Annotated in this window: 24 protein-coding genes and 1 pseudogene; 20 read left to right on the forward strand and 5 right to left on the reverse strand. The window is 39.7% G+C overall.

Annotated features, from left to right (window positions below; translation table 11 throughout):
• Positions 1-42: 42 nt before the first annotated feature.
• Positions 43-1839: an Rqc2 family fibronectin-binding protein gene (locus DW650_RS00655; RefSeq protein ID WP_118208821.1), complete on the reverse strand. Its 1797-nt coding sequence runs from the start codon at positions 1837-1839 to the stop codon at positions 43-45.
• A 320-nt stretch (positions 1840-2159) separates the two neighbouring features.
• Between DW650_RS00655 and DW650_RS00660 the strand changes: the two genes are divergently transcribed.
• From DW650_RS00660 to DW650_RS00680, 5 genes are all read left to right on the forward strand, one after another.
• Positions 2160-2909: a hypothetical protein gene (locus DW650_RS00660; RefSeq protein WP_243102826.1), complete on the forward strand. Its 750-nt coding sequence runs from the start codon at positions 2160-2162 to the stop codon at positions 2907-2909.
• 889 nt (positions 2910-3798) lie between these two features.
• Positions 3799-5415 carry an Ig-like domain-containing protein gene (locus DW650_RS00665; RefSeq protein ID WP_118208823.1) on the forward strand — a complete coding sequence of 539 codons (1617 nt, stop codon included), beginning with the start codon at positions 3799-3801 and terminating at the stop codon, positions 5413-5415.
• Between the two features lie 168 nt (positions 5416-5583).
• Complete coding sequence (locus DW650_RS00670; protein WP_118208824.1) at positions 5584-9426, forward strand: InlB B-repeat-containing protein; 3843 nt, start codon at positions 5584-5586, stop codon at positions 9424-9426.
• Positions 9427-9526: 100 nt separating this feature from the next.
• Positions 9527-11329: an oligoendopeptidase F gene (gene pepF / locus DW650_RS00675; protein ID WP_117922188.1), complete on the forward strand. Its 1803-nt coding sequence runs from the start codon at positions 9527-9529 to the stop codon at positions 11327-11329.
• Positions 11330-11395: 66 nt separating this feature from the next.
• Positions 11396-11629, forward strand: coding sequence for an HPr family phosphocarrier protein (locus tag DW650_RS00680; protein WP_241070678.1), 234 nt, complete (start codon positions 11396-11398; stop codon positions 11627-11629).
• 55 nt (positions 11630-11684) lie between these two features.
• Here the strand turns inward: DW650_RS00680 and DW650_RS00685 are convergent, their stop codons facing one another.
• A complete protein-coding gene (locus tag DW650_RS00685) occupies positions 11685-12119 on the reverse strand; it encodes a hypothetical protein (RefSeq protein WP_243102827.1) in 435 nt (144 codons plus the stop codon).
• A gap of 254 nt (positions 12120-12373) precedes the next feature.
• On the opposite strand from DW650_RS00685, the gene nadA reads away from it, so the two are divergent.
• From nadA to DW650_RS00705, 4 genes are all read left to right on the forward strand, one after another.
• Positions 12374-13282, forward strand: coding sequence for a quinolinate synthase NadA (gene nadA / locus DW650_RS00690; protein ID WP_118208826.1), 909 nt, complete (start codon positions 12374-12376; stop codon positions 13280-13282).
• A 61-nt stretch (positions 13283-13343) separates the two neighbouring features.
• Positions 13344-14564: an L-aspartate oxidase gene (locus DW650_RS00695; protein WP_117922185.1), complete on the forward strand. Its 1221-nt coding sequence runs from the start codon at positions 13344-13346 to the stop codon at positions 14562-14564.
• Complete coding sequence (gene nadC, locus DW650_RS00700) at positions 14533-15417, forward strand: carboxylating nicotinate-nucleotide diphosphorylase (RefSeq protein ID WP_186898914.1); 885 nt, start codon at positions 14533-14535, stop codon at positions 15415-15417. Before DW650_RS00695 ends, nadC begins: the two co-directional genes overlap by 32 nt.
• A 63-nt stretch (positions 15418-15480) precedes the next feature.
• Positions 15481-16017, forward strand: a complete 537-nt coding sequence (locus DW650_RS00705; protein WP_117922184.1) for a transcription repressor NadR — start codon at positions 15481-15483, stop codon at positions 16015-16017.
• Here the strand turns inward: DW650_RS00705 and DW650_RS00710 are convergent.
• Positions 15971-16345, reverse strand: coding sequence for a helix-turn-helix transcriptional regulator (locus DW650_RS00710; protein ID WP_330414553.1), 375 nt, complete (start codon positions 16343-16345; stop codon positions 15971-15973). The two genes, DW650_RS00705 and DW650_RS00710, sit on opposite strands and share 47 nt — an antisense overlap.
• 297 nt (positions 16346-16642) lie before the next feature.
• Between DW650_RS00710 and DW650_RS00715 the strand changes: the two genes are divergently transcribed.
• From DW650_RS00715 to DW650_RS00760, 10 genes are all read left to right on the forward strand, one after another.
• The gene (locus tag DW650_RS00715) at positions 16643-17521 is read left to right on the forward strand and encodes a YicC/YloC family endoribonuclease (protein ID WP_117922191.1); all 879 of its coding nucleotides are present in this window, start codon (positions 16643-16645) and stop codon (positions 17519-17521) included.
• Positions 17522-17532: 11 nt separating this feature from the next.
• Complete coding sequence (locus DW650_RS00720) at positions 17533-17802, forward strand: DUF370 domain-containing protein (protein WP_117922183.1); 270 nt, start codon at positions 17533-17535, stop codon at positions 17800-17802.
• A complete protein-coding gene (gene gmk / locus DW650_RS00725) occupies positions 17783-18421 on the forward strand; it encodes a guanylate kinase (RefSeq protein WP_117922182.1) in 639 nt (212 codons plus the stop codon). The genes DW650_RS00720 and gmk overlap by 20 nt, the downstream gene beginning before the upstream one ends.
• A gap of 97 nt (positions 18422-18518) precedes the next feature.
• Positions 18519-18764, forward strand: coding sequence for a DNA-directed RNA polymerase subunit omega (rpoZ, locus tag DW650_RS00730; RefSeq protein WP_186898755.1), 246 nt, complete (start codon positions 18519-18521; stop codon positions 18762-18764).
• A complete protein-coding gene (rimO, locus tag DW650_RS00735) occupies positions 18754-20088 on the forward strand; it encodes a 30S ribosomal protein S12 methylthiotransferase RimO (protein WP_117922180.1) in 1335 nt (444 codons plus the stop codon). Before rpoZ ends, rimO begins: the two co-directional genes overlap by 11 nt.
• Positions 20089-20129: 41 nt before the next feature.
• Positions 20130-20672, forward strand: coding sequence for a CDP-diacylglycerol--glycerol-3-phosphate 3-phosphatidyltransferase (gene pgsA, locus DW650_RS00740; RefSeq protein WP_117922179.1), 543 nt, complete (start codon positions 20130-20132; stop codon positions 20670-20672).
• A gap of 11 nt (positions 20673-20683) precedes the next feature.
• Entirely contained in the window at positions 20684-21226 is a 543-nt protein-coding gene (locus DW650_RS00745) for a CinA family protein (RefSeq protein WP_118208827.1), read from the forward strand.
• Positions 21227-21315: 89 nt separating this feature from the next.
• Entirely contained in the window at positions 21316-21870 is a 555-nt protein-coding gene (gene rsmD, locus DW650_RS00750) for a 16S rRNA (guanine(966)-N(2))-methyltransferase RsmD (protein ID WP_186898757.1), read from the forward strand.
• Positions 21871-21906: 36 nt separating this feature from the next.
• On the forward strand, positions 21907-22392 hold the full coding sequence (coaD, locus tag DW650_RS00755; protein WP_117922176.1) for a pantetheine-phosphate adenylyltransferase: 486 nt from the start codon (positions 21907-21909) through the stop codon (positions 22390-22392).
• A 12-nt stretch (positions 22393-22404) separates the two neighbouring features.
• On the forward strand, positions 22405-23010 hold the full coding sequence (locus DW650_RS00760; RefSeq protein WP_118208828.1) for an ATPase: 606 nt from the start codon (positions 22405-22407) through the stop codon (positions 23008-23010).
• On the opposite strand, the gene DW650_RS19885 is transcribed toward DW650_RS00760, so the two are convergent.
• Together DW650_RS19885 and DW650_RS20560 are read right to left on the reverse strand one after the other, a co-directional pair.
• Positions 22937-23317, reverse strand: coding sequence for a hypothetical protein (locus DW650_RS19885; protein ID WP_243102828.1), 381 nt, complete (start codon positions 23315-23317; stop codon positions 22937-22939). The two genes, DW650_RS00760 and DW650_RS19885, sit on opposite strands and share 74 nt — an antisense overlap.
• A gap of 237 nt (positions 23318-23554) precedes the next feature.
• Positions 23555-23920 (reverse strand): annotated as a pseudogene (locus DW650_RS20560) (nucleoside recognition domain-containing protein); the annotation flags it as partial.
• A gap of 30 nt (positions 23921-23950) precedes the next feature.
• Here DW650_RS20560 and DW650_RS00770 point away from each other — a divergent pair.
• Complete coding sequence (locus DW650_RS00770; RefSeq protein WP_118208830.1) at positions 23951-25408, forward strand: aminoacyl-histidine dipeptidase; 1458 nt, start codon at positions 23951-23953, stop codon at positions 25406-25408.
• The last annotated feature ends 39 nt before the right edge of the window (positions 25409-25447 follow it).

A 25447-nucleotide genomic window follows, 5' to 3' on the forward strand; every position in this document is an offset into this window, starting at 1 on the left:
ATAACACTGATTCATAGTTGTTTTGGAGGGCTGGTTATTGTTTTATTCCACCAGCGTCAGATTAGAAATATCAGGATGTACCGTCAGCGAAAAATTAGTGTAATACACCACAAAGCCCGGAGCACTTCCGTTTGGCTTTTTTACATTTTTTTTCTGAAGATAATCGATCTCAATCTTATCACTGTCCCTGCCGCTTGAATAGTAACCGGCAAGTTTTCCGGCTTCTTCAAACATGCGGTCTGGCAGGTCTGTTTCGTTGTTTGTTTTTACGATAACATGGGAACCTGGCATTCCTTTGGCATGAAACCACCAGTCGTTTCCGGTTGCAAATTTAAATGTCAGTTCTTCATTCTGATAATTATTTTTCCCGACATACATATGGTAACCGTCCGAAGAAATGTAATGAAAAGGTTTGCTTTTGATCTTTGCTTTTTTATCGGTGCGTTTCCGTTTGATATATCCATATTCTACCAGTTCTTCTTTGATCTGCACCAGATCATCCTCAGTCAGGGCAATATCTAAAGAGGTGGCAATACTCTCTAAATGTTCAATTTCAGACTTTGTCTCCTGGATCAGATCGGTAAGTGCCTCATAAGTACGTTTTAACTTCCCGTATTTATCAAAATATTTTTGCGCATTTGCTTTGGCATCTAAAGTCGGATCAAGAGGAATCGTAACGTTTTCGTTTGTATAATAATTGACTGCTTCAAGCTGTCTGGCACCTTCCTCTAAACCGTAGCCGTATGTGTGGATGAGCTCACCGTATACTTTGTATTTATCCCTTTTTTCTGTATCTTTTAACTGCTTTTGCTGGAGTTGGTATTTTTTCCGGTTACGTTCTAATGCAGTTGATACGATTTTACGCAGATCGACAGATTTTTGTCGGATGCGTGTGTAAATATTTCTTGAAGCGTAGTATTCTTCAAGTACTTTGGAGATCGAATCATATTCTGTCATAGTATAGCCATCTGTGTCAGAAATATCTGTGTTCTGCATGATTTTTTTGTCGGATATAGTGTGGACATATTCTGACAGGCGGAAACAGGAAAAATCGATCGGTTCCCGTCCGCGCATGATGATGTTTGGACAGTAATTGTGATTTCTGACATCATCCATCATCCATGAAAAGTTATGGAACAGATGTTTTTTGCCGTCTGCATCCAATGAATCTACTGGCATATCTCCATCAATCGAAGCACGGTAACAGATTTCATTTGCGATCACAGGACTGATTCCGGTGAAAGAACCATAAATTGCCTTTGTGATGGAAACAGGTTTTTTCATGACGGATTCCATGAAAACTTCTTCCGTAACTTCAAGTGGATTTAATTTATCTTCCTGTGTCGCAGGAATACAGTAAGCCCGTCCCGGAAGGACTTCACGCACAGAACTCATCATGGAGGATACATGTTTGATACTGTCAATAATCATGCCGTCGGCGTTACAGAAAATAATGTTGCTGTGTTTTCCCATCAATTCTACAATCAGTGTTTTCTGACACAGATCCCCCATCTCATCAAGATGTTCAATGTCAAAATGAATAATACGTTCCATATGGGGCTGATAAATTTTTATGATCCGTCCGTTTGCGATATGTTTGCGCAACAGCATACAAAAATTTGGTGCTGTCAGTGGACTTGGTTTGTTTGTTTCTGTCAGATACAGAAAAGGCAGCGAAGCACTCGCTGACATGGCAAGACGGAACTGCCCGTTACTTCCTTTTAAGGTAAAAAGAAGCTCGTCGTTTTCCGGTTGGGCAATTTTGCTGATCTTTGCATTTAAAATTGTCTGATTCAGTTCATATACAAGATTGGATATTACTAATCCATCAAAAGCCATTTTTAAATCTCCTTTCGGAATGTGTTTCCGCGGATTTCCCGCAGAATGATATTATAACGGATTTTTAATGCAAAAACAATGTTGATAGATAGTATATTTGTTGACACATTAAAATGAAAATAATATAATTATTATATAAATTCCTATAAATACAATAACTTGTCAAAATTTGTCGAAAAAACTAATAAAATTATACAAACAATAATATGCAGATTTTGATATGAATGTGTGCCTGAAAGAAAAATTAAGCTGGCAGTATTGTATTTAGAAATGAGTTGCTAAGAGGAACATAGGGAGAATGAGGATTGGAGGATTTGCGTATGTTAAAACAAAAAAAGAGTATTGTGGTGATAGCGAAAGTACTGGTAATGGCACTTTTGATCGGTGTGTTTGCAGCTATTCCGTCGACAGAGACATTTGCTGCTGCAAATAAAGCGCTTCGTACAAAGGTTACATTTAACGGAGATAAGGACTCTGATGAAGCGTGGAGAAATAACAATTATATTATGCAGGCAGGTTATCAAAAAGCTTCAAAAATCAAGAAAAATATGAAAATGTCCGCAAAAGTGTACGTTCCGGCAGCAGCCTTAAAAAAGAATGGAGATACTGTAATTGTGGATGCATGGATAAATCTGGAAAATAGTAAAAACGGTAAATATGCTGGGGAGATCGGTGCAAAATATCAGGTAATTCTGAGCAAAGAGGGCAAAAAAATACGTCTTGCGCTGGTGGATCTGGTGAAAGAAAAAGAGTGTAAGCCTGGGAAAATAGCCAGCTATAAAAAATCCGGAAAATATTATGTGATCACGATCAATAATATGCCATTGAAAAATACTGTTTATAAGGATGAAAAGACATCAAAGATTAACACGAAAACGAAATATAATCTTGGACAGGGAATCGGTGTCACGGGCATCTGCACAAAGACCAGCGGTTATGTATATATTGATGATTTGCAGATTTCAGGTGTGACTGTGCAGAAGATTACATTTAATAAGGAAGACTATAAGTGGTACAGTGGAGGTCATTTGGATAAATATTATTCTCCGAAGGTTACAACTATAAAATAAAATTTAAACTGATATAAAATATCAATGAGTGCAAGTGTGTCAACATGCTTGCACTCATTTTTATTATTGCGGGAACAGGACAATTTGAATTTGTATATTTTAATTAAAAATAAATTACAAATATAAAAATAAAATTAAATAAATGAAAATGTCTTTTTTTATGTAAAAAATTTGTTATACTAAATTTACATATGAAGAAATGAAATATCAGTTTTAATCTGGATATTCTATATGTCAGCTTTTTATTAATAAAGATGGCATATCCGTAACAGTCTTTTTTATTTCATTACAGATATCTTTAAGAATATTCCTGACGCATTTAAGTGAAACAATGGCTTTATTCACACACCGTACTTTGACAATTAAATTAAGAAGAGATTCGATCAGAGGAGTTGCTTTTCCATAGCATTACGTTTATAATAAAAACAGGAAATCCAATATAGTATACTTTTCAAGGCAGCCGAAAGGACGGCTTTACCACTTAGATCTGCTCCGAGATTCGGAGAAAGGGGTGGTAGCATGGTTACATATAGTGACTTGTTCACATTTGTTATTATGAAATAATGAACTCTAACGAGTTCATATTAGAAGTTTCTGACGAAACTTCAGATGCGCAGAAAACATGCGCAATAATAAGGATATGTGCCATCATAACGCTTGTCAGAAGTGTCAGAAATGATACCCATGATAAGACAAAAAAATAACCGTCCAGCTCCTCGCAAGATCTGACGGTTATTTTATGTAACTAAAGATTTATATATGCCGGAGCAGATAGGTATTTGCTTATCACCCGGCTGTCTTGATAGGTATATTATAGAAGTTTCCATTTTATTTGTCAACGTCATAAGGTAAAAGAATCAAAAATAAAAGATAAAGGAGAATCGAAGTTATGAGAGAAAGAAGAAACCGGAAAGGAATGAACACCGCAAAGGTGGCAGGATGGAAAAAAGCAGTCGTGCTCACGCTGGCACTTATCATGTGCATCAGCAGCATCGTAGTACCGCAGCCGGAGGAAGTATCGGCAAAGCAGGCAACATACATTGATTACTTTGGAGAGGATCAGCCAAAGAATCAGATCGTGTTTGCAACATCGGATGATGCCAAATGGCATAAAACGCAGGAACATTGTTGCAATATTTCTACATACAGACATTATCACTGCATAAAAAAGAAAACTGTTTATGCAGGAGAGAAGTTCACGATCATCCCGGTTGCCATGTTTAAAAATGGAGTGGTAGTAGGATCAAAAAACAGTAAAGACGGTATCAAATCCGGTGAACTGAAATACAAATCCTCGAACACCAGCATTGCAACAGTAAATGCAAAGGGTGTTGTGACAGTAAAGAAAAAAGGAAAATGTAAGATCACTGTGACATCCATTTATGATTCCAAAGTAAAAGGAACACTGAGTCTGACGGTAAGCAAAGGAAAGCAGAAAGCAAAGATCACTTTAAAAAAGAGCAAAGAGAGTATCATTGTTGGAAATACAACCACGATCAAGGTAAAATCGTTTAAAGGTCTCAGCAATAAGAACCTTACCTTTTCTTCCAGTGACAAGAAAATTGCAACGGTATCATCCAAAGGAAAAGTAACCGGAAAGAAAGCTGGTACAGCTACAATCACTGTAACTTCCCTAATCAACAAGAAAGTAAAAGCTGTGTTTAAGGTAACAGTAAAAACGGCGGATATGATTGACACGGACTATTCCGAAAAAGGAAAAGGTAAGATCGTCCTCGAAGAAGATAACGTGGTTTTGTACCCGGAAAAATCTTTCCATAAGATTTATAATCATTGTGGTGATGCACACAGCCTTGAATTTTATACCGAAGATCACGAGAGCATGGATCAGTTTATTGGAGAACAGCTTTTAGTACAGAAAGAAAAATACGGACAGGCGCAGATCAAGGTAAAACGGATCACCGGTGTAAATAACAGTGCTGTTTCCTATAAGTCCAGCAACACAAGTGTCGCAGCCGTTTCTTCTACCGGTTTTGTTACACCGAAAAAGGTAGGAACCGCAACGATCACAGTTACATCCAAAGCCAATAAGAAAGTCAAAGCTGCTTATAATGTAACTGTCAAGAAAAATGACATGGTACTGGCAGTGGGATTTGATAGGTACGATAATATCAAGTACTATGTAAAGAAACATGAGGATGGAACGATTGAAAACAGCACTTTGCCTGTTTCAACAGAATTTTTCTCAGCAGATAAAAAAGTTGCAGCATCAAGTGATTCAGCAGATGCTATTACAAGCAATAATAAGATTATCATGACCAGTAGTAATAAAAATGTATTAAGAGTAACGGAAGATGATCGTCTTGAGGTTATTGGGAAAGGATCAGCTGTTATTACTTTAAAAACAGCGGATGGACGTTGGAGTTATTCCTGGAAAGTGACTGTCAGCGATAAACCGACTTCTTTTAGTAAGTATGTTACAGGTTGTAGAACAGGAAGAGGCATAGATGAAGCTAGGGAAAAGGATGGCTGGGTAACCAAACTTTAAAACAGCAAGGAAAATTGAATAAGTATGAAAACTATCAAAATTAATTTTGATAGTCGAAAAAATGAACTGCTTGGAATCTCTGATTACCTTGCAGTTCATTTTTTATTTACCACGGTATTTTCAAAATGAAAATATAAATACACAGGACGAAAAGTCGAAAGGAGATCTATGAAAGAAAAAATATTGAAACTAAGCAGATTTTTACTGCTCTGCGCAGTAATGTTTCTGGCCACCATGATTCCACAGAGTGTGAAAGCGATCACGGTAGAAGAAGCAGGAAATGTCTATATGACAGATTCACAAGCTGGAAAAGAAACCCCGCTGTATGGGCGGCTGAATATTAACTATACCGGAAATACGAACTATGATACATGGGCTTATGATATCGTTACGAATTATAATACCTATGATAGTAAAAAAGACCAGTATAAAGCTGCGGAAAATGTTTTGAAAAATGCAGATAATTCAGTGATCGGAAAGAAGATCAAAAACAACCGGTCTGCAAAGCTGACAAAGTCAGAAGGTGCGGATGGGACGATCCGTGCAGCATATCTGGTATGGCAGGCAAGGACAAGTATCAAAAGATCGGACACAGATGCGAAAGCACTTGCAAAATCAGAAATCGCTTTTGTACTGCCGGATGGAACGGCAAAACTGATAAAGGCACAGTATGCAACTTATGATAACAGGTCAATTGATTATAAAAACCAAAACAAAGAGGAAGGAGTGAGGCAACAGTACACCTTCGTAAACATGTATGCGGATGTGACGGATATCATTAATAAAAGCAGCAAGATCTATGGAACGTATTCGGTATTCAACATTCCGTATTATGAGCATATCGGCGGTGGCGAGGGCGCCGGTGGATGGCAGCTGATCATTGTGGAAAACTGTGATATGTCAGTTCCGATGAGGGCAGTGCGTCTTAGAATGTCCGCGGATTTTAATATTGATGATGTTTCAAAGCATAATGGAGAATGGGTAGAGAAAGACATTAAAACCGGAATGGTTACAAGTGTGAGATCAAAGGCATACAAGGCAAATGATAAAGTGCCTTTGACCGGACAATATCTGATGATTTTTGTGGAGAGCACTAATAGTAATTCCAAATTTACCAAAATGAACCTGTATGCACAGAAAGCGTCTGAAAAGTTTGATAAAAACAAAAAGATTTTCGGACTGTCAAAAGATGTAAGTCCGTATTTATCGATCAATGGAAATGCACTGTACAGTAAAGCGACGACAACAAGAGGAGATCTGGTCGATTTTACAATTAAAAAGGAAAGTACACAGCCTGCCTATGCAAATCAGTATTATACTTTGCAGACCAATACCGGAGATTTTACCAAATGGGTTACCATGTTTGTGACAGGTATTGCGATAGATATCTCGGATAACTTTGCAGAAGGAAATCAGGTCACAACGGTAAAGAGTCCTACCACAGTTAACGTTTCACAGAAGATCACCAATAAAACCCTGCAGACAAAAACAGGTTATTACAATGGAAAACTGGTAGTCACATTAGATAAAGCACTGACTCCGACCAATACCAAACCAAAACTCACTGTTTACAACAAGGAAGCGGATAAAACAACCACAATCACCGGTACATGGAATGCGAAAAATCATACGGTAACCTTTGCGGTTGATACACAGGGAAATTATGGAACAGATTATAAAGAAAGTAAATTTAAAAACCCAAGCAGAGGCAGTTATATCAGTTACAGCATCGACTGTACATATGAGAAAAATTCCGGAGTGGAAGAGTTTAAGAATGGATCTAGGCTGTCCGGTGATTTGAGATCACAAAATGTTGCAACTGGTACTACCATTGATGACATATTAACGAAAGAATCAGTCGGAGTTCCGATCTATGTACTTACTGTCAAGATCGACAAAACCACGGTCAATAAAGCTGTAACACAGGTATTTAATAATGGGACGGCGATCACTGGTGCCGGTGGCACAGTAAACAGTAGCAGCACGGTATCTGGTGATTATTACATGACATCGTATGAATTGCCGTGTAATGCAAACATTGTTTCCACACCGACCTTTAATACCGGCTACGTGTTCAGCATGTGGACGGATCTCAATGAAAAGACTGGTGTTTCGACAAACTTTAAGGTTACATCTGATTATGTGAATGATAAAACCTATGCCTATGAGAGAAGCATGCCTGCTTATAACATGACCTTAACTCTTACCGGAGTGTTAGATGAAGCTGTTTATACCGTTCGTCACTGGAAACAGAAAACAACGGGCATTGCTTCCACACATGATGATAAAAATTACGAGCTTGCCGAGACAGAGACAAAGAAAGCACAGATCGGAAGCAAAGTAACGCCTGCAGTAAAGACATATACCGGATTTGACAGTCCGAAAACACAGACGAAAGCAGTCACTGCGGATGGAAAGATGGTCATTGATTATTATTATGAAAGACACCTTTATAATGTGACCTTAAATGCTGGGATAGGCATAGAAAAAACGATCGGAGCAGGACCGTACCGTTACGGCCAGAGCGTAACGATTGATGCCAATGTAAAAGAAGGCTATCACTGGCTGAACTGGACTGGTAATTATACCGGAGGTTCCGGTGGAGATCAGACCGTGGATACAAAGAAATTTACATTCACAATGCCGGCCGGAAATGTCACGATGACAGCCAATGCAGAAGCAAATAGATATACGATCCATTTTGATCCAAACGGCGGAGCCGGACATATCGACGATATCGAAACCACGTATGATACCGATGTGACACTGCCGGATGTATGGAATGCAGATGGAACAGCTGCCTATGTGAAGTATACACTGGATGGACAAAACGTGACAGATGGTGTCATTTCCGGGGCAATTCCAAAAGCCATGATGGCAGGATATGAAGAGGAAGATACTGAAAGTGACGATACCGAAAACAATGATGCCGAAAGTGAAGACATTGAAAGCGAAGATGCTGAAAGTGAAGATACTGAAATTGAAGATGCTGAAACCAAAGATGTATCGAAATCCGCGGACGATATGGATGAATCAGGCATGGAAGATAATTCTGATGAAGCTGCAGAAACAGAAGCAGATTCTGATGATACAGACGCTGCAGATGAAACAGATCTTAACGGAGATGCTATGCTGGAAAAAAGGACAGAAGATGATGCAGTCGATATCGATGCTTTAAAAGACGCAAAAGAAGCAGACGGACTGGATGAAGTGGAGGAAGATAAGAAAGCCGAAGCACCAAAGAAAAAGGTATATGCATCCATTTTTATGGGATGGGCGTTGGAAGATGGCAAAGATACCTTTATCCCGAAGTGGAAAGCCGGGGATATCGTTCGGAACCTTGTAGCAGAAGATGGTGGAGAGATCACACTTTATGCTGTATGGGATGATTGTCCGTGGATTCAGGCGCAGGATCTGTATTACACTTTAGAACAGGCACAGAGCGGATTTATCACGGAAGAAGAGATTTTAAGCCATGCAACAGCGACCGACCGTGAGGATGGAAGCCCGATTTTACCGGGAACAAACCCGGCTCCAAGTGATCCGGAGGTTTTCACATCCTTTACGATCCCGGACTATCAGGCAGGTGAGTTTACAAACCTGCAGCATGATTTTGCCACATCGGAAAATCTGACTGTAGTTGACCATACAGGAAATACTTATGTGAAACAGATCATGGTGTATGTAACTGATACAACACCGAAGAAGATCACACAGATGGATCTGACCGGAGTTACCCGTTTCATCAACAGCAAATATTATCATAAGCCGTATGAAGAGGGAGGACTTGAAGATAATTCTATCTGGAAAGTCGATCCGGAATACCGTGCGGCACTGGAATCAGCATTAAATAATATGGATAATGATACCCCGGTTGAAACCTATGTATTATCAAAAGAAACCATCAAAGAGATAAAAAAATATGTGGAAGACCATGGAATCGGAAACAGCAGAGAACCGGATGCATTGAATAACTTCTACGAGCTGTTCCTTGCACCGAATAAACAATAGATAAAAAAACATCAATATTTTTCTTTACAATTTCTTTTGCAGAGCGTAAATTAAAGAGTGTTGGAATTATTTTCTGGCAGTAAAAATCTGGAGGTTTACAATGGCAAAAAAATTATTAAAACGAAGTGAAGTAAAAGAAGAATATACATGGAATTTAAAAGATATGTATGCATCCGATGAGGATTGGAAAAAAGATTTAACGGAGATTGATAAGATCCTGGATGAGATTGGGAAAATGGAAGGCAAGGTAGCTGCATCTGCAAAAAATCTGCTGTTTGTATTGGAAAATGCAGCAAAAGCAGGAGAAAAACTGGATTATGATTTTGAATATGCAGAGAGACTGTTTGATGAGGATCAGAAAAATACTGCGCATCAGGCAATGTCTCAGAAAATGTATTCCATGATGACAAAAGTGTCGAGCCGCACAGCATTTATTGTCCCGGAGATTCTTACAATGGATGAAAATGTATTAGAAGGATATTATAAAGAACTGCCGGAACTGGAACTTTACCGGAAGCAGATTGAAGAGATTGAGCGTACCAAAGCACATACGCTTTCTGCGGAGATGGAAAAGCTGGTGGCGATGACAGGGGATATGGCAGAGACATCCGGACAGGTATATTCTATTATCAACAATGCTGATTTTGTATTCCCGGAGATCAAAGATGAAGAGGGTGATACAGTAAGACTGTCCCACGGTAATTTTGTGCCGTTTGAAGAGTCTGCAGACCGCCGCGTGCGCAAAGACGCATTTGAAGGTTTTTACGGTGTATATAAACAGTATGCTAATACACTTGCTGCATTATATAATGGACAGGTAAAACAGCAGATTTTTTATGCAAATGCAAGACATTATGCTTCAACATTGGAAGCAGCAGTGGATGCAAACAATGTTTCTCCGTCTGTGTATTATAATCTGATCGATACTATCAATAAAAATATGGACAAAATGCACCGTTATGTACGTCTTCGTAAAAAATGTCTCGGTGTAGATGAACTTCATATGTATGATGTGTATACACCAATGATTGCAGATGCAGCAAAGAAGATTTCTTTTGAAGAGGCAAAAGAGACTGTTTTAAAGGCATTAGCACCACTCGGCGAAGAATATGTTGCAAAGGTAAAAGAAGGATTTGAAAGCCGCTGGATCGATGTTTATGAGAATGAGGGAAAGAGAAGCGGGGCTTATTCTGCAGGCGCATATGGCGGACATCCATATGTATTGTTAAATCACAATGATACGCTTGATAACATGTTTACACTTGCACATGAGATGGGACATGCAATGCACTCCTACTATTCAAACGAAGCGCAGCCATATATTTATTCCCAGTATAAGATTTTCGTTGCGGAAGTGGCATCTACATGTAACGAAGTACTTTTAATGGAATATCTTCTGAAAAATACGACAGATAAAAAAGAGCGCGCTTATCTGCTCAACCATTATCTTGACAGCTTCAAAGGAACTGTTTACCGTCAGACAATGTTTGCAGAGTATGAAATGTTAAGTAATAAGATGGCAGAAGAGGGAGAAAGCCTGACTGCTGAGACATTAAATAAACTGTATTATGACCTGAATTGCAAATATTTTGGACCGGATATGGTATCAGATCCTGAGATTGCCTATGAGTGGGCAAGAATCCCTCATTTTTATTATAATTTTTATGTATATCAGTATGCAACGGGATTTTCTTCCGCGGTTGCACTGGCACATGGAATCTTAAAAGAGGGAGCACCTGCAGTAGAGCGTTATAAGAAATTTTTGTCAGGCGGATGTTCTGCCTCTCCGGTAGAACTCCTTAAAATTGCAGGCGTTAATCTTGAAACACCAAAGCCGATCCAGGAAGCACTTGATGTGTTTGGAGAAGTGCTTGATGAGATTGAAGCATTGCTTGCTGAATAATGAATAACCGGTGGAAAATTGTGGAATACTATATCTATACAAGAATAAAAACAGGAGGATTTTGTTTTGAAGCAGATAGAAGTATTGATCGATGCACCGGAAAAAGCAAAGAAACTATGTCATATTCTAAGCAGTCATAAGGGAACATTTGATCTTGCAAAAGGCAGATATATTGTGGATGGAAAATCTATTATCGGCGTCTGCACAATGGATCTGTCAAAGCCACTGACTCTGACGATACATGAAGAAGATGATATGGTTATGGAAGAAATTCAGGAATTTGTTGTAAAAGGCAGATAACAAAAAAGACAGTAACAATCCAAAAGGTTGTTATTGTCTTTTTTGATTTGTCTGCCTATAGATAACTTCGTATTTCTTTGGCGAGATTTTCTTCCAGATGGATCAGTTCCTTGCAGAATCCTTGTGCCTGTTCGTCTGCAGCTGCGTACTGGTTGTAATAACGGCAGAGTGATTTGACACCCATGTTACATCCTTCGGTTAACAGATCGGCACACACAGCATCGCTTTCCTCGACAGCTAATTTGGCATTTGTTTTCAGCCAGGACATTCCTTTTGCAAATACGTTCGATTCTTTGGCGGAATCATCGCATTTATCTAATTGTGTATGGATTTCATTACCAAGACGTTCATGTTTCTGCCTGGATGCTGTGACAACATTTTTGAAATCTGTGTCTGAGATTTTATCACAGATCTCATCCATGGAATAAACTGCCATTTTTGTGCCGGCATCACATTCACGCAGTAACTTTATGGTATCTCCGTTTAACATATATAATACCTCTTTTTCATATTTTTTTGCAGTAACCGAATGTGGGTCATACATTCTATTGCTTAATATGCTGCAAAACAGTCTGGATTATGTATGGATTCAGAATGATTGATTGTTTTCTGTAAAAAACTTTACATAATTTCAAACATGTATCTTGTCATATGTAATGATAAGTGATATACTACGAAAAGTTTCAGTAAAAATCTGGGATTGATGGGCAAAATAAGATTTTTGAAAGAGAGTTAAGAGGGTATATGATTAGTTTAGAAGAATTAGAAGAGTGGAAAAAGAAAAGAGATGCCGTGATCTTAGCACATTATTATGTAAGACCGGAGGTACAGGCGCTTGCTGATTATATCGGAGATTCTTATTTTCTGAGTAAAAAGGCAACAGAACTTGATAATAAAACAATTGTACTCTGCGGAGTGACATTTATGGGCGAGAGCGCAAAACTATTAAATCCGGATAAAACGGTATTGATGCCGGATCTTGCTGCAGATTGTCCGATGGCACATATGGTGACAAAAGAAACTGTCGAAGCGGCGAGAAACCAGTATGAGGATCTGGCAGTTGTGTGTTATATCAATTCAACACAGGAGATTAAATCATGGTCTGATGTATGTGTGACCTCCGCAAATGCGGTAAAGATCGTAAAAAATCTGCCGAACAAACATATTTTATTCATTCCGGACCGGAATCTGGCTCATTTTGTTGCAGCAGCAGTACCGGAAAAAGAATTTATTTACAACGAGGGATTCTGCATTGTGCATGAATTTATGCAGGCAGAGGAATTGCTTGACTTAAAGGCAGAGCACCCGGATGCAAAAGTTCTGGTTCATCCGGAATGTAACCGTAAAATTATTGAGATTGCAGATTTTATCGGTTCCACAAGCGGAATTATCAATTTTGCCGGTGAGAGCAGTGACAAAGAATTTATCATTGGTACGGAGTGCGGAGTTCTTACAAAGTTAAAAGAGCGCAGACCGGATGCAGAATTTTATTTCCCGGAGACGATACCGACCTGTGTGAATATGAAAAAAATCACGCCTGAAAAAGTGCTTCATGTTTTAAAAACGGGAGAGAATGAAATCCATGCGAAACCGGAAACGGAAAAAGCAGCAAAAAATGCACTGGCGAGAATGTTAGAACTTGCAGGAAAATAAAAGTAATGTGTGCTGTAAAATATAAATTATATCAGGTGGCAGCACAGAAATGAGGTCAGATATGAGAAATCTGTATTACGACGTGGCAATTGCAGGATGTGGTGTGGCAGGACTTTATGCAGCTTTAAATCTGCCAGAAGAAATGAGTGTTCTTATGCTTTCAAAAGAGGACTTAGAAAGCTGTGATTCCATGCTGGCACAGGGAGGAATCTGTGTATTACGGGATGAAGAGGATTACGATTCGTATTTTGAAGATACCATGCGGGCAGGGCATTATGAAAACCGGAAAGAGAGCGTTGACATCATGATACGTTCCAGCAGGGATGTGATCAATGATCTGCTGAATTTTGGTGTACGGTTTGCAAAGAATCCGGATGGCAGCCTTGCATATACCAGAGAGGGAGCACACTCAAGACCAAGAATTTGTTTTCACGAGGATATTACCGGAAAAGAAATTACGACGACACTTTTATCACATGTAAAAAAATGTTCTAATGTAACCATTTTAGAATATACGACAATGACAGATATTTTGGTGGATGGTGGAAAATGTACCGGTATGGCTGCAGAAACAAAAGAAGGCGGGACACTACATATCCATGCCAAAAACACGATCATGGCGACGGGAGGAATTGGCGGACTTTATGAACATTCCACTAATTTTCCAATCCTGACCGGCGATGCATGCCGGATTGCCGAAAAACATGGTGTGGAACTTGAACACATGGACTATGTACAGATCCACCCGACCTGTCTTTACAGCAAAAAACCCGGAAGAAGTTTTCTGATCTCGGAATCAGCAAGGGGAGAGGGAGCGATTCTGCTCAATCACAAAGGAGAACGTTTTGTTAATGAACTTCTGCCGCGTGATGTTGTGACCAAAGCGATTCAGGAAGAGATGAAAAAAGAAGGTGTGGAACATGAATGGATTTCATTTGCACATGTTCCAAAAGAAATTATTTTAAAACATTTTCCACACATATATGAGCGCTGTTTAGAAGAAGGCTATGATCTGTTGAAAGAACCGGCACCGATCGTACCGGCACAGCATTATTTTATGGGTGGTGTTCATGTGGACCGTGATTCCATGACTACAATGCCGCATCTTTACGCAGCTGGGGAAACAAGCTGCAATGGTGTTCACGGAAAGAACCGTCTTGCAAGCAACAGTCTGTTAGAAAGCCTTGTATTTGCAAAACGTGCAGCAATAAAAATACAAAACGAAGAGAAAGGAAATAAAGATCATGAATTTGAATCCAATTACCATGCAGCTTGTTGCTGACAAATATATCCGTCTTGCCTTAGAGGAAGATATTCACAGTGAGGATGTATCCACTAACGCAGTAATGCCGGAATATAAAGCCGGAGAGGTGGAACTGATCTGCAAACAGGATGGAGTGATCGCAGGCCTTCCGGTATTTGAGCGTGTATTTACCATGTTAGATGCTTCTACAAAAGTGATATGGGCAAAAAAACAGGATGGTACTGAGGTAAAAGACGGTGATGCTGTTAAAAAGGGACAGCTTCTTGCAACGGTAAAGGGAGATGTGCGTGTGCTTTTATCTGGAGAACGTACGGCCCTTAATTATTTACAGCGTCTGAGTGGTATTGCAACATATACACGTGAGGTTGCTCAGTTATTAGAAGGCAGCAGTACAACACTGCTTGATACAAGAAAGACCACACCATGTATGCGTATTTTTGAAAAATATGCGGTCTGCGTGGGTGGTGGACAGAATCATCGCTATAATTTGTCTGACGGTGTGCTGTTAAAAGATAATCATATTGACGCGGCAGGCGGTGTAAAAGAGGCAGTTCTTGCGGCAAAAGCCTATGCTCCGTTTGTCCGTAAGATTGAGGTGGAAACAGAAAATCTTGATATGGTAAAAGAAGCTGTGGAAGCTGGTGCAGACATCATTATGCTTGATAATATGACACCGGAACAGATGGCGGAGGCAATCCGTCTGATTGCTGGAAGGGCAAAGACAGAGTGTTCCGGAAATATCACAAAAGAAAATATCAGGACGATCACAGAGCTTGGCGTTGATTATGTTTCCAGTGGTGCACTGACACATTCTGCACCGATCTTAGATGTCAGTCTGAAACATTTGAAAGTAACAGATTCCCTTCAGTAACGCTTGTAAAAATAAACAGATTCAGCTAAAATAAGTGGAGAGTCAAAAAGGAGAGGATCGTAAATGGAAAAAGAAATGACCGGAACAGACAGAAGAAAAGAAATCCTTACCATGATACGGGAAGCAGATACACCGGTGTCGGGTACAGCACTTGGAAAGAAAACAGGTGTCAGCAGACAGGTTGTGGTACAGGATATTGCACTTCTCCGCACACAAGGGTATCCGATTATTTCTACGGCAAGGGGATATTTATTAGATGAGCCGAAACAGGCGTCTAAGATATTTAAAGTCTGTCATACCAATGAACAGGTGGAGGATGAACTTACCACAATCGTTGATCTTGGTGGCTGTGTGGTCAATGTCATGGTCAATCACCGGGTTTATGGAAAGTTAGATGCCTCGTTAAACATCAAGAGCAGGCGTGATGTGCAGAATTTTATGGATGATTTAAAAACAGGAAAATCAACACCACTTCTCAATGTGACGTCTGGATATCATTTTCATAAGATCAGCGCTGAGAGTGAAGAAGTGTTAAATGAGATAGAGGAAGCACTCAAAAAGAAAGGATATCTTGCGGAATTACTTCCGTATGAACAGTAAGAAAGTAATATTGCCAACCCAAAAAGATGTTGTCAGTCGACAACATCTTTTTTTGTGAAGTAAAATAATCCACCAATTCATAGACTAGTACAGCTTCACGTTCAGAAAGCGTGGAAATATCAATGGTATTATTTTGTTCTAAGCCTAGTAAAAAGTCTGTAGAAACATGAAAAAGTAAGGCGAGTTCGATCAGGTAAGTGGTAGCTGGAACGGAAATACCCATTTCCCAGGCATTGACGCAGCTTCGCGTGATGTTTAACTTTTTTGCAAGCTCTGTCTGTGTCAGATGACTTGCTTCCCGTAAAAGCTTAATTTTGTCTGCAATCATACATACCTCCATATGTATGTGTATAGTTTCTATACAAAATGATGTTGCATTATGTAGTTCTTGTTTTTGTTGTTGGCGCTGCACTTTTCTTTGCATGGAAGCACAGAAAGCAATATGATGAAAAACATAAATAGTCGTTGCAGTCTGAAAATTAAAGTAAAATAAAAAATCCGCTATATTGACTTGAAACCAAATTCGCTTTATAATAAAATCACTTATGCATACGAGAAAGAGATGAAGCCGTGATGCATAAGTGATTTTTACGTGACAGGTTATTTTGCAGAAACGGAGAAAGATATGATAAAAAGTATGACCGGTTTCGGCCGGTGTGAATTTGCGGATGAAGACCGTAAATTTACAGTAGAGATAAAAGCGGTCAATCACCGTTATCTCGATGTTAATATCAAGATGCCCAAAAAGCTGAATTTCTTTGAAAGCGCGATCCGCACTCTTTTGAAAGAGTATATGGAACGGGGAAAAGTCGATATCTTTATCAGTTATGAAGATTTTACGCAGGATAATGTTTCATTAAAATACAATGAAGCACTTGCAGCCCAGTATCTGACATATTTAAATCAGATGGCTGAGAAGTTCGGACTTGATAATGATATCCGTGTGAGTACGCTTTCAAGATATCCGGAAGTGTTTGCCATGGAAGAACAGAGTATCGATGAAAAATCGCTTTGGATGGGACTTGAAAGGGCGATACGTGGTGCAGCAGAGCAGCTCGTGGAGAGCCGGATCAAAGAAGGCGAACATTTAAAGAAAGATTTGTGCGAGAAACTTGATGGCATGCTTTCTTATGTTGACTTTATCGAGGAACGTTCTCCTATGATCATTAAAGAATATCGGGAACGTTTAGAAGCTAAAGTGGCTGAGTTGTTAGGTGACCGTCAGATTGATGATGCAAGAATTGCAACAGAAGTAACAATTTTTGCGGATAAGATCTGTGTGGATGAAGAGACAGTCCGGCTGCGCAGTCATATTAAGAGTACCAAAGATACTTTAGAGACAGGCGGAAGTGTGGGCAGAAAGCTTGATTTTATCGCACAGGAGATGAACCGCGAAGCCAATACGATCCTTTCTAAGACGAATGATCTTGAAATTTCTGATATCGGTATCAGCTTAAAGACGGATATCGAAAAAGTCAGGGAACAGATTCAGAATATAGAATAGGGCGGTGGTGTATGGCAAAGTTAATGAATATCGGATTCGGCAATATGGTCAATACCGATAAGATTGTCTGCATCGTATCCTTAGATTCTGCACCGGCAAAGCGTATGGTACAGAAAGGCAAGGAACAGGAAAATCTGATCGATGCGACACAGGGACGCAGAACGAAAAGTGTCATTTTTACAGAAAATAATAAGATCATTTTATCAGCATTGCAGCCGGAGACACTTGCAGGCCGGTTTAACGGCAATGTGACAGAGGTATATGATGATGCGAAAGAATAGAGGAATCCTTACGGTGGTATCCGGATTTTCCGGTTCTGGAAAAGGAACCATCATGAAAGAACTGATGAAAAAATATGCTGACAGCTATGCACTTTCTATCTCAGCCACAACAAGAAATCCAAGACCGGGCGAAACAGATGGTGTGGAATATTTTTTCCGCACCAGAGAACAGTTTGAACAGATGATAGAAGAAGATGCATTGATCGAATATGCCCAGTTCGTTGGCAATTATTACGGAACACCGAAAGCATATGTGGAAGAACAGTTAGAAGCCGGGAAAGATGTCATCTTAGAGATCGAGATCCAGGGAGCACTGAAAGTCAGAGAAAAGTTCCCGGATACGTTACTTTTGTTTGTGACTCCGCCAAGCGCCGGAGAGTTAAAAAATCGTCTGGTAGGCAGAGGAACAGAGACCATGGATGTAATTGAGTCAAGACTGGCGAGAGCTGTTGAAGAGGCAGAGGGCATTGAGTCCTATGATTATCTTGTGGTCAATGATATATTAGAAGAATGCGTGGAGGAAGTTCATCAGATCATAAAAAATGAACATTACCGCGTGAATCGAAATACGACAGCGATACAGGAAATGCGGAATGAACTAAAAGCATTTTCAAAATAGTTTGTCCATGACACAGATTACTATCTGTAGCATAAATATAAGAATTTAAGTGCGGGTAACCGCCATATGCGCAATGCGCAAAGAAAGGGGAATTATTATGATACATCCATCTTATGTAGAATTAATGAAAGTTGTAAATGACGGTGTGGAGATCGGCGAGGAACCGGTTGTAAACAGCCGTTATTCTATTGTGATCGCAGCGGCAAAAAGAGCACGCCAGATTATTGCAGGTGATGAGCCGATGGCAGAGAAGAAAGTATGCCCGAAACCATTATCTATCGCAGTAGAAGAACTTTATGAAGGAAAAGTAAAGATTTTACCGGAGTCATCGGATGAAGAATAATTTAAAACTTTTATTTGTATCACTCGGATGTGACAAAAATTTAGTCGACACAGAGTTTATGCTTGGCATGTTAAGGGATGATGGGATCGAAATGACGGATGATGAGCGTGAGGCGGACATAATTATTGTCAATACCTGCTGTTTTATCAATGATGCAAAAGAGGAAAGCATCAATACCATCCTTGAGATGTCAGAACTGAAAAAAGAAGCCAGGTTAAAAGCCCTGATTGTGACAGGATGTCTTGCACAGCGCTATAAAGAGGAGATTATCAAGGAAATCCCAGAGGTGGATGCAATCCTTGGTACGAATTCCTACGAAGACATTGTAAATGCAGTTCATCAGTCCTTAGAGGGCAAACATTATGAAAATTTTAAAACATTAGAGGGACTTCCGACACTGCATACAAAACGGTCTGTGACAACAGGTGGACATTTTGCGTATTTAAAGATCGCAGAGGGATGTAATAAACGATGTACTTATTGTATCATTCCGTACATCCGTGGTAATTACCGCAGTGTTCCGATGGAAGATCTGATCGCACAGGCAAAAGAGCTGGTTGCTGCCGGAGCAAAAGAACTTATCTTAGTAGCACAGGAGACCACACTTTATGGAGTAGACCTCTATGGTGAAAAGTCACTGCATCGCCTGTTAGATGAATTAAACAAAATTGATGGTCTGTTCTGGATCCGTATCATGTATTGTTATCCGGAAGAAATATACGAAGACCTTATTGATGCAATGATCCGCAATGAGAAAGTGTGCCATTATCTGGATATTCCGATCCAGCATGCAAACGATACCATATTAAAACGTATGGGACGAAGAACAAACAATGCTGATCTGGTACGGATAATTACGCATTTACGTGAACGTATTCCGGATATTACACTGCGTACTACACTGATCTGTGGTTTTCCAGGCGAAACGCAGGAAATGCATGAAGAATTGATGCAGTTTATCAATGACATGGAGTTTGACCGTCTCGGAGCTTTTACGTATTCGCCGGAAGAAGGAACACCTGCTGCTGAGTTTGCAGATCAGGTTGACGAAGAATTGAAAAAAGACTGGCAGGCAGATGTCATGGAGCTACAGGAAGAGATCATTTTTGATAAAAATGAGACTATGAAAGGCAGGGAGTTATACGTTTTCATTGAGGGAAAAGTGAGCGATGAAAATGCATACGTCGGAAGAACTTACCGTGATGCGCCTGATGTGGATGGCTACATTTTTATCAACACAGATGAAGAACTCATGACTGGAGATATTGCAAAGGTACGTGTGACCGGTGCTTATGAGTATGATCTGATTGGAGAATTGATCTGATCGTATTTAAAATTTATTGTGCAGAATGGAGAGTGTAAATTATGAATTTGCCAAATAAACTGACAGTAATGCGTATGATATTGATTCCGTTTTTTGTTTTTTTTATGCTTGCTCCGTATTTTGAAGGTTATGGAAATTATATTGCAGTAGCAATTTTCATTATTGCAAGCCTTACTGATATGTTAGATGGTAAGATTGCGAGAAAATATAACCTGGTTACTGATTTTGGAAAATTTATGGATCCGCTGGCAGACAAACTGCTTGTCTGCTCAGCAATGATCTGTCTGATTGAAAAAGGACAGCTTGCAGCATGGATCGTTATCATTATCATCGCGAGAGAATTTATTATCAGCGGATTTCGTCTGGTTGCGGCCGACAATGGAATTGTAATTGCTGCCAGCTATTGGGGAAAATTTAAAACGGTTTTCCAGATGCTGATGGTGATCGTATTGATCTTAGATATCCCAAATCAGTTTTTTGCAGTGCTTGGCACGGTTCTTACATACATTGCACTTATACTTACAGTTGTATCTTTGATCGACTATATTGCCAAGAACAAAAATGTTTTAAAAGAGCAGAAATAGGAGAATAGCAGTTGGCTGAACATGTATATGATTCCAGTGATTCCTGTACCGGGAAAAATGTGGCACAGGAGCCGCTGGAATATTCCATTTATAGTTTGTTAAAAAAATATCAAATCACGATTACCACGGCTGAATCCGCTACCGGTGGGATGATCGCATCGACGTTGATCAATGTTCCGGGAATTTCAGAATTCTTTACCGAAGGCTATGTGACATATTCGAACGAAGCAAAAGTAAAAATGATACATGTTGCACCTGAAACCATTGACACTTATGGCGTGGTGAGCAGTGAGACAGCAACAGATATGGCTTCTTCGGCAGCAAAAACAGCAGGAACCATGGCTGCCGTGTCCGTGACAGGCGTTGCGGGACCGGACGGTGGAACAAAAGAGTGCCCGGTCGGACTGGTTTTTATCGGTTGTTATCTGAATGGAAAAACAGTGACGGAACGTCATTTGTTTTCCGGTAACCGCATGGATGTAAGAAAAAGTGCTGCAGAGAGTGCACTTTTACTGCTAAAGAAATGTATAGAAAAAGAGTATAATGGAGATTAGTGTGAAGAATCAAAGATTTTTTACACACAAGATTTGTGCTTGCGCACAAACTTGAGATGCCCTGAATACGGGCAAGAATGGAGTGTAATATGAGAATTATTGCAGGAACAGCGAGAAGCCTTCCTTTAAAGACAGTAGAGGGACTTGACACCAGACCTACCACAGACCGTATCAAAGAAACTTTGTTTAATATCATACAGGACGAGGTTCCGGGATGTTATTTTTTAGATCTGTTTGCCGGAAGCGGACAGATGGGACTTGAGGCAGTCAGCAGGGGGGCACAGTATGCGGTTTTTGTTGAAAATAATAAAAAGGCGGCTGCATGTGTAGAGGATAATATTCAATTTACAAAGTTCACAAAAGAAACGAAATTATATAATTCGGATGTTTTATCTGCTTTAAGAGCGATGGAAGGAAAATACCGGTTTGATATCATCTTTATGGATCCTCCATATAAACAGGAACTTGAATATGAGGTGTTAACTTACCTGAAAGACTCCTCACTTTTAAAAGAAAATGGGATGATCATTGTTGAGGCTTCTCTCGATACGTCATTTGACTATCTGTCAGACATGGGATATACATTAAAACGCTTAAAGACATATAAGACAAATGAACATGCATTTATCATCAGAAACAACTAGAGAAAATTATGTGATCCATCTGTATGGGAGGAACCTATGAAAAAAGCAATTTATCCGGGAAGTTTTGATCCGCTGACATTAGGTCATTTAGATATTATAGAACGATCTGCTAAAATTGTGGACGAACTTGTTGTCGGGGTACTTAATAACAGCGCAAAAAATTCGTTGTTTTCTTTAGATGAACGTGTTAGTATGATTAAAGAGATGACGGATTCCATGCCAAATGTTACAGTGACATGTTTTGATGGTCTGTTAGTTGATTATATGAGGGAAATTGACGCAACGATCATTGTAAGAGGACTCAGGGCTGTGACCGATTTTGAATATGAGCTGCAGATAGCACAGACAAATCATGTGGAAAATCCGGAAGTAGAGACGATTTTTCTGACAACCAGTCTCCAGTATTCTTATCTGAGTTCTACGATCGTGAAAGAATTTGCATCTTATGGAGGAGATTTATCCAAGTTTGTGCCGACACGTTTTATAGACCGGATTTATGAAAAGTATCAGATTAAAAAATAAGGAGTGGTTACTATGGCCAGCAGAATTGAACAGATAATAGATGAGATCGAAGATTATATTGACGGCTGTAAGACACAGGCCTTTGCACCGTCTAAGATCATTGTAAACCGTGAGACTATGGAAGAATTATTAAATGAACTCCGTAGTAAGACTCCGGATGAGATCAAGCGATATCAGAAGATTATCAGCAATAAAGAGGCAATCTTAGCAGATGCACAGGCAAAAGCGGATGCAATCATCGCCCAGGCGCAGGTGAAAACAGATGAACTTGTCAGCGAGCATGAAATTATGCAGCAGGCATATGCACAGGCAAATGAAGTTGTCATGATCGCAACGAAGCAGGCACAGGAGATCTTAGACAATGCGACCAATGATGCCAATAACATCCGTATGGGCGCTATGCAGTATACGGACGATATTTTAAAGAATTTAGAGAGCACGATCTCGCATGCAATGGATTCTTCAAAGGCAAGAAGCGAAGCATATATGAGTGCTCTGCAGGGATTTCTTGATGTTGTCACCACAAATCGTGCCGAGTTGAATCCTACGGTAGATCTGCAGGAAGAACAGCAGCCGGATACACAAGAGATACAGCAGCCCATGCCAGAACAGCAGTAATTACGGTCATGATAAGTTTAAACATTCCATATGTTTTGATGGAGAGACTGGTTCCTTTTATCATTGAACCAGTCTGTGCCAGACCGGAGAGCCCGCCGAAGGCGGTAAATGCCATGGCAAGTGTGTAGCGGTGTGCAGGTGAGAGAGATGACTGACTCACGGCTTTGATACCGTTTGTGATTTCTGTAAATCCACAAAGCATCAGATTTATGATTTCCGGAAATGGAATCAGCTGAAGCATGGAAGAAATCATGGAAAACAGCATAATATAACCTCCAAGTCTGGTTAATGTTTCGAAACCGTTCATGATGCCGGCGTCTATGATTTTAAAATTTATTTGAGATCCAGATGCTGGCTTTTTGTATGTGCTGGTGTTTTTACTGTTTTGCCTGGCAAGTGTTTTTCTTCTCCTTTGTACGATGGCAAACAGAATTCTCCCGGTAATAATGGGAGGAAGAAATAACACCAGATAGCTGAGAAAGATCAGAGAAGGCATCTGGAGCTCCTGACAGAGGATATAACCGCTGATAAATACAGGACTGATATTGTTTGTAACCATAAACAGTATGTTTGCTTCTATGTATTCCAGTTGCCCGCATTTTAACATTTCAGCGCAGTTTTTACTTCCCATTGGAAAACCAAACAGAAAACCTGAAAGTAATACAAACGAACCGTTTCTGCTGGTTGGTAAGATCAGGCGGAGAAAAGGATAAAAGAGTTTTACGAGATATTCCGTAAAACCGGAGTAGATCAGTATATTGGATAAAATAGCAAATGGCAGTAGAGAGGGAAGCACACGCTCATACCACAGAATGAGTCCATTTGCAGCTGCAGTTACTGCGCTTTTGGGGAAAAATAAAATATAAATAACAAAAATAAGGATATACAATAATAATAATTTTTTTTTCATATTAGAATATATGAGAAACAGGAGGCATCTATGAAGAACAAATTAAATTTACCAGAGTTAGAATCAAAAAAAGTATTTGCATATTTTGAAAAATTAGCAGAGATTCCGCATGGCTCAAGAAACACCAAACAGATCAGTGATTATCTAGTTTCTTTTGCAAAAGAGCATGAATTGGAATATTACCAGGATGAGGCAAACAATATTGTGATCATAAAGGAGGCATCTGCCGGTTATGAAAATGCAGATCCGATCATCATGCAGGGACATATGGATATGGTCTGCGAAAAAGAAAAGGGCGTGGAGATTGATTTTGAAAAAGATGGTCTTGATCTTTATGTGGATGGCGATTTCTTAAAAGCAAGAGGAACGACATTAGGCGGTGATGATGGTATTGCAGTTGCCTATATACTGGCAATCATGGATTCACCGGAAATCGCACATCCGAGGCTGGAAGCTGTGATCACGGTAGATGAAGAGATCGGTATGCTTGGGGCAGAAGTTATAGACCTTTCCATGTTAAAAGGCCACAAGATGTTAAATATTGACTCTGATGTGGAAGGTCATTTTCTGACAAGCTGTGCCGGAGGCATGACCGTGGACACGGTGATCCCGGTAACATGGCAGACACAGCAGGGATATAGTGTGGGGTTGACTGTAACCGGTTTAGAGGGCGGTCACTCTGGCAGTGAGATTGATAAAGAACATGCAAATGCAAACATTCTGATGGGACGCGTATTGAAATATCTTTTTGATCGTATGGAAATGGCAATTGTTTCATTTGCAGGCGGATTAAAAGATAATGCAATCCCACGTGAGAGTGAAGCAGAAATTGTTATCCCGGAGGAAAAAAAGACAGAATTTCTGGATTATGTTTCGGAATTAGAGAATATCTTTAAAAAAGAATATGCTGTTTCAGATCCGGCTGTCTGCATTGAAGTAAAAGAAAATGGAGCAGGCGAATATGATGTATTATCTTATTCTTCCATGACAAAAGTGATATTCTATCTGCGCAATGTACCAAATGGTGTACAGCATATGAGTATGGTAATGCCTGGACTGGTTGAAACATCTTTAAATACGGGAATCATGAAACTGACCAAAGATGCTCTGGAGCTGACGGCTTCTGTACGAAGCAGCGTTTCTACCAGAAAAGAAGAATTAAAAGACAAATTAGAATACTTAGCTGAGTTTTTGGGTGGTGAGATTTCTGTAAGCGGAGATTATCCGGCATGGGAATATCGTGCCGAGTCAGATATCCGTGAGGGAATCAGTGCGGTATATGAAGAATTGTTCCATGAAGAGCCGGTATTTGAAGCAATTCATGCGGGACTTGAGTGTGGTATTTTATCTGGCAAGATCGCAGATTTAGACTGTGTTTCTTTTGGACCGGATAATTTTGATATTCATACACCAAAAGAACGTCTCAGCATTTCTTCTACGGAAAAGGTATGGAAACTGATCGTGGAATTTTTAAAGAGATGTAAATAGTAAAAATTAATATCACAAATAAAATGAGGGAGTCCGGGC

It is taken from the genome of Roseburia sp. AM23-20 (assembly GCF_003470905.1).
Lineage (GTDB): Bacteria > Bacillota > Clostridia > Lachnospirales > Lachnospiraceae > Roseburia > Roseburia rectibacter.

Bases quoted from the DNA above. Each gene is read 5' to 3' on its own strand.
- DW650_RS00655 (WP_118208821.1), bottom strand. From the start codon at position 1,839: ATGGCTTTTGATGGATTAGTAATATCCAATCTTGTATATGAACTGAAT.
- DW650_RS00715 (WP_117922191.1), top strand. From the start codon at position 16,643: ATGATAAAAAGTATGACCGGTTTCGGCCGGTGTGAATTTGCGGATGAA.
- pgsA (WP_117922179.1), top strand. From the start codon at position 20,130: ATGAATTTGCCAAATAAACTGACAGTAATGCGTATGATATTGATTCCG.
- DW650_RS00720 (WP_117922183.1), top strand. From the start codon at position 17,533: ATGGCAAAGTTAATGAATATCGGATTCGGCAATATGGTCAATACCGAT.
- DW650_RS00710 (WP_330414553.1), bottom strand. From the start codon at position 16,345: ATGATTGCAGACAAAATTAAGCTTTTACGGGAAGCAAGTCATCTGACA.
- DW650_RS00665 (WP_118208823.1), top strand. From the start codon at position 3,799: ATGAGAGAAAGAAGAAACCGGAAAGGAATGAACACCGCAAAGGTGGCA.
- DW650_RS00660 (WP_243102826.1), top strand. From the start codon at position 2,160: ATGTTAAAACAAAAAAAGAGTATTGTGGTGATAGCGAAAGTACTGGTA.
- rpoZ (WP_186898755.1), top strand. From the start codon at position 18,519: ATGATACATCCATCTTATGTAGAATTAATGAAAGTTGTAAATGACGGT.
- DW650_RS00670 (WP_118208824.1), top strand. From the start codon at position 5,584: ATGAAAGAAAAAATATTGAAACTAAGCAGATTTTTACTGCTCTGCGCA.
- DW650_RS00685 (WP_243102827.1), bottom strand. From the start codon at position 12,119: ATGTTAAACGGAGATACCATAAAGTTACTGCGTGAATGTGATGCCGGC.
- coaD (WP_117922176.1), top strand. From the start codon at position 21,907: ATGAAAAAAGCAATTTATCCGGGAAGTTTTGATCCGCTGACATTAGGT.
- DW650_RS00760 (WP_118208828.1), top strand. From the start codon at position 22,405: ATGGCCAGCAGAATTGAACAGATAATAGATGAGATCGAAGATTATATT.
- DW650_RS00770 (WP_118208830.1), top strand. From the start codon at position 23,951: ATGAAGAACAAATTAAATTTACCAGAGTTAGAATCAAAAAAAGTATTT.
- rsmD (WP_186898757.1), top strand. From the start codon at position 21,316: ATGAGAATTATTGCAGGAACAGCGAGAAGCCTTCCTTTAAAGACAGTA.
- DW650_RS19885 (WP_243102828.1), bottom strand. From the start codon at position 23,317: ATGAACGGTTTCGAAACATTAACCAGACTTGGAGGTTATATTATGCTG.
- DW650_RS00695 (WP_117922185.1), top strand. From the start codon at position 13,344: ATGAGAAATCTGTATTACGACGTGGCAATTGCAGGATGTGGTGTGGCA.
- nadA (WP_118208826.1), top strand. From the start codon at position 12,374: ATGATTAGTTTAGAAGAATTAGAAGAGTGGAAAAAGAAAAGAGATGCC.
- rimO (WP_117922180.1), top strand. From the start codon at position 18,754: ATGAAGAATAATTTAAAACTTTTATTTGTATCACTCGGATGTGACAAA.
- pepF (WP_117922188.1), top strand. From the start codon at position 9,527: ATGGCAAAAAAATTATTAAAACGAAGTGAAGTAAAAGAAGAATATACA.
- DW650_RS00705 (WP_117922184.1), top strand. From the start codon at position 15,481: ATGGAAAAAGAAATGACCGGAACAGACAGAAGAAAAGAAATCCTTACC.
- gmk (WP_117922182.1), top strand. From the start codon at position 17,783: ATGATGATGCGAAAGAATAGAGGAATCCTTACGGTGGTATCCGGATTT.